The organism is Schaalia odontolytica (assembly GCF_009730335.1).
Lineage (GTDB): Bacteria > Actinomycetota > Actinomycetes > Actinomycetales > Actinomycetaceae > Pauljensenia > Pauljensenia dentiphila.
This window is the reverse complement of record NZ_CP046315.1, coordinates 2,145,922-2,157,130: the sequence shown is the minus strand read 5'-3', so window position 1 is coordinate 2,157,130 and position 11,209 is coordinate 2,145,922. Positions and strand designations below refer to the sequence as shown.

9 protein-coding genes are annotated in these 11,209 nt (G+C 67.7%); 8 read left to right on the top strand and 1 reads right to left on the bottom strand.

Going from position 1 to position 11,209, the window contains the following annotated elements; genetic code table 11:
* The first annotated feature begins 71 nt into the window (after positions 1-71).
* From FOC40_RS09400 to rsmI, 5 genes are read left to right on the top strand one after another with little or no spacing between them, the layout of a single operon-like run.
* Positions 72-1,214 carry a metal ABC transporter substrate-binding protein gene (locus FOC40_RS09400; protein WP_039929151.1) on the top strand — a complete coding sequence of 381 codons (1,143 nt, stop codon included), beginning with the start codon at positions 72-74 and terminating at the stop codon, positions 1,212-1,214.
* Positions 1,214-1,930 (top strand): metal ABC transporter ATP-binding protein, encoded by a 717-nt coding sequence (locus tag FOC40_RS09395; protein ID WP_003793891.1) that lies wholly within the window; start codon positions 1,214-1,216, stop codon positions 1,928-1,930. The genes FOC40_RS09400 and FOC40_RS09395 overlap by 1 nt, the downstream gene beginning before the upstream one ends.
* Positions 1,927-2,805 carry a metal ABC transporter permease gene (locus FOC40_RS09390; RefSeq protein ID WP_003793894.1) on the top strand — a complete coding sequence of 293 codons (879 nt, stop codon included), beginning with the start codon at positions 1,927-1,929 and terminating at the stop codon, positions 2,803-2,805. Before FOC40_RS09395 ends, FOC40_RS09390 begins: the two co-directional genes overlap by 4 nt.
* A complete protein-coding gene (locus tag FOC40_RS09385; RefSeq protein ID WP_003793896.1) occupies positions 2,802-3,659 on the top strand; it encodes a metal ABC transporter permease in 858 nt (285 codons plus the stop codon). Before FOC40_RS09390 ends, FOC40_RS09385 begins: the two co-directional genes overlap by 4 nt.
* Before the next feature lie 12 nt (positions 3,660-3,671).
* Positions 3,672-4,583: a 16S rRNA (cytidine(1402)-2'-O)-methyltransferase gene (gene rsmI / locus FOC40_RS09380; RefSeq protein ID WP_003793898.1), complete on the top strand. Its 912-nt coding sequence runs from the start codon at positions 3,672-3,674 to the stop codon at positions 4,581-4,583.
* Between the two features lie 18 nt (positions 4,584-4,601).
* On the opposite strand, the gene FOC40_RS09375 is transcribed toward rsmI, so the two are convergent.
* Entirely contained in the window at positions 4,602-5,159 is a 558-nt protein-coding gene (locus FOC40_RS09375) for an isochorismatase family protein (RefSeq protein ID WP_003793899.1), read from the bottom strand.
* A gap of 131 nt (positions 5,160-5,290) precedes the next feature.
* On the opposite strand from FOC40_RS09375, the gene metG reads away from it, so the two are divergent.
* The 3 genes from metG to FOC40_RS09360 all read left to right on the top strand — a co-directional run bounded on the left by metG (position 5,291) and on the right by FOC40_RS09360 (position 10,943).
* Positions 5,291-7,132: a methionine--tRNA ligase gene (gene metG / locus FOC40_RS09370; RefSeq protein WP_039929156.1), complete on the top strand. Its 1,842-nt coding sequence runs from the start codon at positions 5,291-5,293 to the stop codon at positions 7,130-7,132.
* A 122-nt stretch (positions 7,133-7,254) separates the two neighbouring features.
* On the top strand, positions 7,255-8,721 hold the full coding sequence (locus tag FOC40_RS09365; protein WP_003793906.1) for a glycoside hydrolase family 32 protein: 1,467 nt from the start codon (positions 7,255-7,257) through the stop codon (positions 8,719-8,721).
* A 212-nt stretch (positions 8,722-8,933) separates the two neighbouring features.
* Positions 8,934-10,943 (top strand): sucrose-specific PTS transporter subunit IIBC, encoded by a 2,010-nt coding sequence (locus FOC40_RS09360; RefSeq protein WP_155844141.1) that lies wholly within the window; start codon positions 8,934-8,936, stop codon positions 10,941-10,943.
* Positions 10,944-11,209 lie beyond the last annotated feature (266 nt).

The window sequence follows — 11,209 nt, the reverse complement described above, 5'->3', positions numbered from 1 at the left end:
GGCTCATCTTGAGAATTATTCTCTCCTCCACCTATAATTTTCGCGTACCCGAAAACATATTAGGAGTCATAATGTTTTCTTTGATTAGGCGCGGCTTAGCAGCTGCTTCGGGGCTGACCATGGCGATCGCCTCGCTGGCCGCCTGCTCTCCCTCTTCGTCGTCACACGGCCTCGCGGTCGTCGCCACGACCACCCAGATCTGCGACTACGTCACCCAGATCGCGGCGAGGTCCGCCGATATATCCCTTGATAAGACCGACGCTGCCGGAAAGAACAGCCACGTGGGTGCCACCCCTGACGGCGCCGCTCTCACCATGAGCCTCACGTGCCTGCTCGCCCCCAATGCCTCCGCTCACGAACATGAGATGACCCCCGCCCAGACCAAGGCGCTCTCAGAGGCCGATGTCATGGCTGTCTCCGGCGTCGACCTCGAACACTTCCTCGACGATGCTGTCGTCTCCTCGGGCTTCAAGGGGCGCATGGTCGTGACCTCCGGTGTCCTCACCGCCGCCGACATTGACAACCCGGGCGCCGCCGACGAACAGGGCGCCTACACGATTGATCGCGGAAGCGAACGCGTGGACGTTGCTCCGTGGCCGTTCCCGCCCGAGGAAGCGGGGGAGGAACCCGAGTTCCGCTTCGATCCGCACGTGTGGACCTCGCCAAAGGGTGCCCACGTCCAGGTTGCCAACCTCGGAGCAGGCCTCGCGGCCGCGGTGCCGGAGGCAGCATCGTCGATCAACGCGGCCACGGCCTCGTACCTGGAGGACATTGACGCTCTCGATCAGTGGACCGCCGAGGCCATTGAGACCGTCCCTGCGGGACAGCGCGTGCTCTTTACCTCCCACGACGCCTTCGGCTACTTCTCGAGGGACTACGGGATCCGCTTCATCGGCGCCGCCCTGTCCGACTTCAACGAGCAGCAGGACGCCACCGCCGACCACATCGCCAAGGCCGTCGCGGCCGTCAAGGAATCCGGCGCGGTTGCGCTCTTTGCGGAAAACTCCAACAACTCCAAGTCCATCGAGGCGATCGCCCGCGCGGCTGGCGTGACCCCCATCGTGGGCGAGGATGCCATGTACGGCGATTCGCTGGGCCCCGACGGGTCCGAGGGAGCCACCTACGTCGGCTCGATTGTCCACAACGTGCGTGCCGTGACGCAGGCGTGGGGCGGCACCGTGCCGGACCTGCCCGAGCGCCTGAAGGACCAGTGATGGCACGACTCGTCTCCTTCCGGGACGCGGCGTTGGGGTATGGGCATGCCCCGGCGCTGACCGGCCTGACCCTCGACGTGTTCGGGGGCCAGGCCCTCGCCCTTGTCGGTCCCAACGGTGGCGGCAAGACCACCCTCATGCGCGGCATCGCCGGCGGTTGCTCGCTCCTGTCCGGCAGCGTCGAGGTCGAGGCCGAGCGCATCGGCCTCGTGCCCCAGAGCGCAGACCTGGACCTCACCTTCCCCGTCAGCGCCGCCGAGGTCGTCACCATGGGGCTGGTCGCCGAGGCCGGCTGGGGTAGGCGCATCACCGCCGACATGCGCGCGCGGGTGGGTGCCTCCCTTGATCGCGTCAACCTGGCAGACCGGGCCTCACACCGCTTCGGGACGCTCAGCGGCGGACAGCGCCAGCGGGTCCTCGTCGCGCGTGCCCTCGTCGCGCGCCCCGATCTGGTCATGATGGACGAACCCTTTAACGGTCTCGACGCGCCCAGCCGAGACATCATCACGGGCCTCATTGCCGATCTGACGGCCGACGGCATAGGCGTGATCGTATCCACGCACGACCTGTCCCTCGCGCGCGACGTGTGCTCGCGTGCCTGCGTGCTCGCCTCCCGCCTCGTTGCTCTGGGTCTCACAGACGAGGTCCTGGCACCCAACATCCTGGCGCGCGCCTACGGGGCGAGCGCCGACGAGGCGATTGCATCCCTGTCATGATCGCCCCCTACCTGCTGCGCCCGATTATCGTCCTCGGCCTGCTTGCCATCGCAGCGGGACCGGCCTCGACGCTCGTGAACCTGCGTCGCGCTGAGTTCAGCGCCGAGACGATGGTCCACGGCGTCTTTCCCGGAATCGTCGTCGGCATGGCGCTCGGCGGGCGCGACGCCATCATCCCGGGAGGAGCAGTGTGCGCGGCCCTCGTGGCGGCAGCGTTGACCGTAGCCTCGCGTAAGCCCCGTCACTCCGAGGCCATGACCGCCGTCCTGCTGACCGCCTTCTTTTCCCTCGGCATCGTGATCTCCCTGCGCATCGGGGACATGTCTGGTCAGCTCGAATCCCTGATGTTCGGACGGCTGTTGGATATCACCCTCTCGCGCATGGGGGCGAGCGCTGTGGTGCTCGTGCTCGCCGCCGCCCTGCTCGCGCTCACCTGGCGCGCGCAGGTTGCTGTGGCCTTCGACCGCGAGGCTTCCCGCGTGAGCGGAATCCCGGTCACCTGGATTGATATCGCTTTCAATGCGGCGCTCGGCGCGATCGTGGTTGCAGCGTCGACGGCGGTCGGCGTCCTCCTCGTCGTCGGGTACCTCATCGTGCCCGGTGCCTTCGGTCGCCTCCTCGCCGCAGGGCCTCGGTCGATGGTGCTCCTGGCGGGCACCTGCGCGCTCGTCGGTGGATGGGCCGGTTTCGGTGCCTCCCTCCTGCGTGCGCCGCGTTCGCTCTCCCCGCAGGCCTGCGTGGCCTTGGGGGTCCTCGTCTGCTTCGCAGGTGCCTGCGTGCTCCGTGAGATCCGCGCCCGCCGCGTGCGTCCGAGGCCGGCCGCGCGTGAAACAGCTCGTGAAACGAGCGCAGCCGGGGGAGGGGAACAACAGTGATTGCCAATCTCCTCCTGTACCCAGTGCTCCACGTGACGATCATCGGAGCCCTCGGCGGCCTCGTCGGAGCCTTCGCCTACCTGGACCGGCGCATCTTCTTCGCCGAATCGGTCACGCACGGCACGTTCCCGGGCGCGGTTCTCGGCGTTGTCATCGCCGCAGCCTATGGCCTGGGGCACTCGGGCATGTCGACCTCGCTTTTCGTCGGCGCGTTCCTCGGCACCATCCCGCTCGTCGCCCTCATGCGCTGGCTCGCGAGGATCCCCGGCGTCTCCAGCCAGGGTGCCGCGGGTATCGTGCTGACTGCGGGATTTGCCTCCGGATACTTCTTAGCGACCTGGTTCAAGCCCCTGCCCCTCGCGGTCAATTCCTTCCTCACCGGTTCCGTCATGACCGTCTCGCCGGCGGACGTCGCCTGGGCGGGCGCTGTTCTCTTGGTCGCGCTCGTCGTCGTGGCGCTGGGCGGGCGTCACCTGATCGCCCACTGTTTCGACCCCGCCAACCCGGCGGCAGCCGCTCGGGCCGGGCGACACGAACTCATCATCCTCGGGCTCACCCTTGCGTCGGTGACCGTGGCAATCCCCGCGGTCGGCACGATCCTGTCCATCGCCCTCATCGCCGCGCCAGCCGCTGCCCTCGCGCCCCTCGTACGCAGCTCGCGCGCTTTCCTCATCGGCACCCCGCTGCTCGGCGCGCTCCTGGGCATCGCCGGCCTGGCGATCGCCGTCCCCGCGCGCCTCAGCGCCGGCGGAACCATCGCGCTCCTGTGTGCCGCATGTGTCCTGGCCTCGCGCCTTCCCCACTGGCTGGCCGGCTCGGGACGGAAGCGTCGTGCGCGTGCAGGCGGCGAGTGAGACGATACGGGCATGGAAACGGCGACCGATACGACCAACGCCCCCGAGCCCGGCTCGGCATTGACGCCTCAGGAGGGGCGCGCGCCCGAAGCCTACCGGCAGGCAGCGGGAACGATCCTGCTCGCAGCCACTCCGATCGGGGACGTGCGTGACGCCTCGCCCCGCGTCGTCGCCGCGCTCGAAGGGGCGGACATCGTCGCCGCCGAGGACACGCGCCGTGCGCTCGCCCTGGCCTCGCGCCTGGGCATCAAGCTGGGCGGTCGCCTCGTCGCCCTGCACGACCACAACGAGGCCGAAAAAGCCGCGGGAATCGTCGAGGCCGCTAGGGGAGGGGCGCGCGTCGTCTTCGTCTCCGACGCGGGCATGCCCACCGTCTCCGACCCGGGTTTCCGCCTGGCGCGCGCCGCCATCGACGCGGGCGTGCCCCTGTCCGTCCTGCCCGGCCCCTCCGCGCCGCTCGTCGCCCTCGCCCTGTCCGGCCTGCCCTCCGACCGCTTCGCCTTCGAGGGTTTCCTGCCGCGCAAGGACGGGGAGGTCACGCGCTACCTGCAGGACCTGGCCACCGACCCGCACACGCTCATCTTCTTCGAGTCGCCCCGTCGCGCGGCTGCCACGCTGACGCGCATGGCCGAGGTTTTCGGCGCCGACCGCGCCGCCGCGCTGTGCCGTGAGCTCACGAAGGACTACGAGGAGGTGCGTCGAGGCGTGCTCGGGCAGCTTGCTGAGGGGGCCGACGACGTCCTCGGCGAGGTGACGATCGTTGTCGCCGGATACACGCGAAGCGCGCGCGCTGAAGACCACGTTGGTGCCGTCCTCGCGCTCGCGGCGGAAGGTATGCGCCTCAAGGACGCCGCAGCCGAAGTGGCCGCGGCGACGGGCGCGCGCAAGAACGACCTCTACAAGGCCGCCCTCGCCGCGCGATAAGAACGAGGCCGGGAAGCCTCAGACGATCTCGACGTGCTCCGACGTCATCCACTGACGGGCCTGGGCCCCCAGCTCCTCGGTGACGGGCGCGGTCAGCTCACGCAGCACGCGCGTCTTGAAGTCCGCGCGGGCGGCGTCGACCGCCGTGCAGGCCACGCAGTGCGACTCGGCGAGGCCCACGACATCCACGTCCGCGATGTCGGCATCGCGCAGGACCTGCTCCAGCGTCTTTCCGTCCTCGGTCGTGCCTTCGAAGCCAGAGTAGGCGGCCTTGTACTGGCCCTTCTTGATCGTCACGTCCGCGTTCACGTGGGCGAGCGCCGGGTGCAGCTCGGCCTCGGCCGTGCCCGCGACGCCGTGCGGGGGCCAGGTATCCACGAAGTCCGGCGTCTCGGAGAAGTGCGGGCCCGGATCGATGTGCCAATCCTGCGTGGTGACGATCAGCTGGTACTCGTCGCGGTGGGCGTCCACGTAGGCGGCCACGGCCTCGGCGATGGCGTTGCCGCCCGTCACCGGCAGGGCACCCCCTTCGCAGAACGTGGGCTGAACGTCGACGATAATGAGAGCGCGGGGCATGAAACCTCCCTGATAATTCAGTATTTTCTCAAGCGTATCACCCGGGTCGGCGCCCGCGGTAGAGCTGTCTCGATACGTCGGTCTGCGGCCAGTTCCCCGTTTATGACTACCAGGCAGTATTCTTAGGGGCTATGAGTCGCATTCTGTCCGCCGTCGCATGGCCATACGCCAACGGCCCCCGTCATATTGGCCACGTTGCGGGATTCGGTGTCCCCTCCGACGTTTTCTCCCGGTACATGCGAATGGCCGGCCACGACGTCCTCATGGTGTCCGGCACCGATGAACACGGCACCCCCATCCTGGTGGCCGCCGACGGCGCCGGGGTGAGCGCCCGCGAACTCGCAGACCAGAACAACCGCCTCATCGTCGAGGACCTCGTGGCGCTCGGCCTGTCTTACGACCTCTTCACCCGCACGACCGCCGGCAACCACTACCGCGTCGTCCAGGACATGTTCGCCACCGTGCGCGACAACGGCTACATGATCGAGAAGGTCACGCGCGCCGCCATCTCCCCGTCCACCGGCCGCACCCTGCCCGACCGCTACATCGAGGGCACCTGTCCGATCTGCGGCGCCGAAGGAGCGCGCGGCGACCAGTGCGACAACTGCGGCAACCAGATGGACCCGACCGAGCTCATCAACCCGCACTCGCGCATCAACGGCGAAACCCCCAACTTCGTGGAGTCCACCCACTACTTCCTCGACCTGCCCGCCCTGGCCGATGCCCTGTCCGCCTGGCTCGACGAGCGCGAGAAGTCCGGCACCTGGCGTCCCAACGTCATCAAGTTCTCCCAGAACTTCCTCGAGGACATCCGCCCCCGCGCCATGACGCGCGACATCGACTGGGGCATCCCGGTCCCCGGCTGGGAAGACCAGCCGACCAAGCGTCTGTACGTGTGGTTCGACGCCGTCATCGGCTACCTGAGCGCCTCCATCGAGTGGGCGCGCCGCACCGGCGACCCCGAGGCGTGGCGCAAGTGGTGGAACGACCCCGAGGCCCTGACCTACTACTTCATGGGCAAGGACAACATCGTCTTCCACTCGCAGATCTGGCCCGCCGAGCTGCTCGGTTACAACGGCCAGGGCGCGAAGGGTGGCGCCCCCGGTGACCTGGGCGTTCTCAACCTGCCCACCGAGGTCGTGTCCTCTGAGTTCCTCACGATGGAGGGCAAGAAGTTCTCCTCCTCGCACGGCATCGTCATCTACGTGCGTGATTTCCTCTCGCGCTACCAGGCCGACGCCCTGCGCTACTTCATCAGCGCCGCCGGCCCCGAGACCTCGGACTCTGACTTCACGTGGGCTGAGTTCGTGCGCCGCACCAACGGCGAGCTCGTTGCCGGCTGGGGCAACCTGGTCAACCGCACCGCGTCCATGATCGCCAAGAAGTTCGGCGAGATCCCCACCCCCGGTGAGCTCGAGGACATCGACCGCGCCCTCCTGGATGCCGTCGAGGCCGGGTTTGAGACCGTCGGCAACCTGATTCGCCACCACCGCCAGAAGGCGGCGCTGTCCGAGGCCATGCGCCTGGTCGGCGAGGCCAACAAGTACGTGACCGACACCGAGCCCTTCAAGCTCAAGGCGCCCGAGCAGCAGCAGCGTCTCGCGACGGTCCTGTGGACCCTGGCCCAGGCGGTCACGGACCTCAACCTCATGCTCTCCCCGTTCCTGCCCCACGCGGCCAACGACATCGACCGCGTCATGGGCGGTGCAGGCGAGATCGCGCCGATGCCCTACATCGAGGACGTCGAGGAGCTTGACCCGCAGGTCCTGCCCGCTGACTTCGAGGGCCGTGACGGCTACCCGATCATCACGGGTGACTACACGAACGTGCCGACCTGGGAACGTCACCCGATCACGGTCGGTACCCCGATCGCCAAGCCCACGCCGGTGTTCGTGAAGCTGGATGAGTCCATTGTCGAGGAGGAGCTTGCCCGCTACGCGGACGCTCACCCCGATGATGTGACGGGCGCCTGATCTAGGGTTTTCCCTGGCATGACGCCACTCGTGATGAGTGTGACGTACGTTTGACAGCGCGCGGGCGGGACGGATCTGTCCCGCCCGCGCGCTCGTCTGTCCCGGGGTGTTACCGTGAGGTCATGGCCGAAGATTTTCTCGCGTCCGCCCTCGCTGCCGAGGCCTCGTCGCGCGCCCCGCAAGATCCCGACTACCCGCTCTTTCACGTCGCACCCCCGGTGGGCCGACTGAACGACCCGAACGGCCTCATTGAGATCGACGGGACCTACCACGCCTTCTTCCAGTACACCCCCGAGCACCCGCGTCGCCTCGTCTACTGGGGCCACGCCACCTCCCGCGACCTGACCCACTGGGAGTACCACGCCCCCGCGATTCTGCCCGACACCCATCAGGATGCCAACGGCGCCTACTCGGGCACGGCCATCGAGGTCGGCGACCATGAAGAGCTGTGGTACACCGGCAACTACAAGGACCCCGAGACGGGGGAGCGCGAGGCCACCCAGTGCGTCGTCACCACGGCTGACATGGTCCACTTCGACAAGCAGGTACCCCCGATCATCGGCCGCCAGCCCGAGGGCTACACGGCGCACTTCCGCGACCCGCAGGTCTGGCGCGACGCGGATGGCACCTACCGGATGCTGCTCGGCGTCCAGCGCGAGAACCTCACAGGCGCGGCCCTGCTCTACCGCTCGACTGACCTACGTGCGTGGGAGTGCGAGGGTGAGATGACCTTCCCCGACGCCGGTGGTGCCTTCGACACGTTCGGCTACATGTGGGAGTGCCCCAACCTGGTGCGCCTCGTCGACGAGGATTCGGGTGAGGCCCACGATGTGTTGGTTTTCTGCCCGCAGGGCATCTCACCCGAGCGCGAGGGATTCGAGAACGTCTTCCCGTGCGTCGCTATCGTCGGCGAGCTCGTGGGCACCGAGTTCCGCAGTGCCGATGGCTCCTTCGAGGAGCTCGACCGTGGCACCGAGTTCTACGCTCCCCAGATCATGGCGCGATCCGCGTCCTCGGACCCGGGGGCACCGACCCTCCTCTTCGGGTGGGCGGGCAACGCGGGCGAGGACGACCAGCCCTCCATCGAGACCGGCGGCTGGGTGCACTGCTTCACCGCGCCGCGCGCCCTCACCCTGCGCGGCGGCCGCGTTATCGCTCGCCCGTACCTGCCGGGACTGCCCCTGGTGCCCGCCACACTTGAGGGTGCTCCCGGGGACGAGGCCGGGGCGCGCGTTGTGGAGCTCGCTGGGTCACGCTCGTGGAGGCTTGCCTTCGATGCCTCCTACGAGGGAGCCCTGTCCGTGGGTATTGGCTCAGATTCTGGCCTGGCGATCACTCTTGAAGAGGGGCGCCTGACCGTCGACCTGACGGGTACGCGCTACCCCCACGGTGGCCGCCGCGTCGTCACCCTGGAGCCGGGGGAGGCCTCGCGCGTGGAAATCCTTCACGACCGATCGATCACCGAGATCTACCTGGGCGACGGCTCGCGCGTCTTCACGACCCGTAGCTTCCTGAAGGGCGAGGGCTCAGGAGTGACGCTTGTGGGCGCCGCCTCCGTGACGCTCGTGGGCGCCGCGCGCGCCGACTAAAGCGACCCGCCTGCGAGGCCGTGGCTGCTCACAGTGGCCACGGCCTCGTCGTATGTGGGCGGTCTCTCATTCTCTGACCTGAGAAGATGCCCGACGCACCTTGCGTTGAGGATTCTGTCACCCGTAGTATGTCAAACGATTGCTACACACTGCCCAGCGCGGCGTAACAATGGCGTTGCGCGTGGGGTTTTGAGAAAGGAATGTGGTCGGCAATGGATCACGCCAAGGTGGCAGGAGAGGTCGTCGAAGCAGTCGGCGGCGCATCCAACATCAGCGCAGCAGCACACTGCGCAACCCGTCTCCGCCTGGTGATCGCGGACGAGTCCAAGATCAACCAGCAGGCCCTCGATGACAACGAAGATCTGAAGGGCACATTCGCCGCCGGCGGCATGTTCCAGATCATCGTCGGTCCCGGCGATGTTGACCAGGTCTACGCCAAGATGGTCGCAAACCACGGCGTGCGCGAGGTCTCCAAGGATGAGGCCAAGGAAGAAGCCGAAAAGGGCGGCAACCTCTTCTCGCGCTTCATCAAGATGATCGCCGACATCTTCGTCCCGATCCTCCCGGCGCTGGTCGCCGGCGGTCTGATGATGGCCATCAACAACGTCATGACCGCTGAGGGCCTCTTCAGCGAGCAGTCGCTGACCCAGATGTACCCGGGCATCGCGGACTACGCGGCCCTCATCAACATGGTTTCCTCCGCGGCCTTCGCCTCGCTGCCGGTCCTCGTCGGCTTCTCCGCCGCTAAGCGTTTCGGCGGCAACGTCTACCTTGGCGCTGCGATCGGCGCGGCCATGGTTTCCTCCGACCTGCTCAACGCCTGGAACACGGGCGCGGCGCTCGCCGGTGAGGCTTCGGTCGAGTACTGGCACATCTTCGGCATGGATGTCGCCAAGATCGGCTACCAGGCGCAGGTCATCCCCACCCTGGCTGTCACCTACGTTATGTGCCTCATCGAGAAGAGCCTGCACAAGGTCCTCAAGGGCACCGCAGACTTCCTGCTCACCCCGCTCATCACGATGCTGGTCACTGGCTTCCTGGCCTTCACGATCATCGGCCCGGTCACCCGCGTGGCCGCCGAGTACCTGACCTGGGGCATTAACTGGACCTACTCGACCCTCGGCGTCTTCGGTGGTCTTCTCTTCGGCCTCGTCTACAGCCCGATCGTTGTGACCGGCCTGCACCAGTCCTTCCCCGCCATCGAAATCCCGCTGCTGCCCGTCAACGGCGGCGTCGGTGACTTCATCTTCCCCGTTGCCTCTATGGCGAACGTCGCACAGGGCGCGGCCGCCCTGGCCATCTTCTTCAAGACCCGCGACGCCAAGCTCAAAGGCCTGGCCGGCGCCGGTGGCGCCTCCGCCGTCTTTGGCATCACCGAGCCCGCCATCTTCGGTGTCAACCTGCGCCTGCGCTGGCCCTTCTTCTGCGCCATGGCTGCTGCTGCCATCGGCTCCGCGGGTGTCGCCCTGCTGAACGTGCGCGGTCAGGCTCTCGGCGCCGCAGGCTTCGTCGGCTTCGTGTCGATCATCCCCAAGTCGATCCCCGCGTACCTGGCCCTTGAGGTCCTCGTCTTCGTTCTGTCCTTCGGCTTCACCTTCGCCTACGCCATGACGCGCGGCAAGGCCGACATGGAGGGCCGCGCGCCCGCCGCCAAGGCTGCCGCTCCCGTGGCCGCCGCCGTGGCCACCCCCGCCGCTCCGGCTCCCGCGGCCGCCCCGGTTGCCACCCCTGCCCCGTCCTTCAGTGACGAGGCGCTGGCTGATCTCTCCGTCGCCTCGCCTCTCGCGGGCACCGTGGTTCCGCTCGAGCAGGTCAAGGACGAGTCCTTCGCCAAGGGCATGCTTGGCCCCGGCATCGGCATCGAGCCTGCCGACGGCCTCGTCGTGGCCCCCTTCGATGGCACCGTGACCGTCGCCTTCCCGACCGGCCACGCCTACGGCCTCAAGTCCGCCTCCGGCGTCCAGGTCCTCATCCACGTCGGCATGGACACCGTCAAGCTGGACGGCAAGGGCTTCACGCCCCGCGTCGCCAAGGGTGACGTCGTGCGCCGCGGCGACGTGCTCGCCGAGGTCGACCTCGACGTGATCCGCGAGGCCGGCTACGACACCATCACGCCCGTCGTCGTCACGAACAAGAAGAAGCTCGGCGCGGTCACCCCGGTCGCCAGCGGCGAGATCCAGCGCGGCGACGCGCTGCTTGAGGTGGCCCCCAAGGAGGCCTGAGCTCATCGGGAGTCATTCCTGACGTCACGGGTGGGCGGCACCAGCAGTGCGCTGGTGCCGCCCACCCGTCTGTCGTGCCCCCCGCCAGTGGGAACTGGCTGTCGGCGATACAGTCGGCAATCGCAATGAGGGTTGTTTGTGATGCACCGATTGAGCAGTGGGGCCTTGTGCCAACGGAGGTGCCGGCACCTGGGCCCTTTAGGTGCTCGTGTTAACCCGCTAATGCGCACCTGGGCCCTACTAGTGGAGCGCGGGCAGGGGTGCCC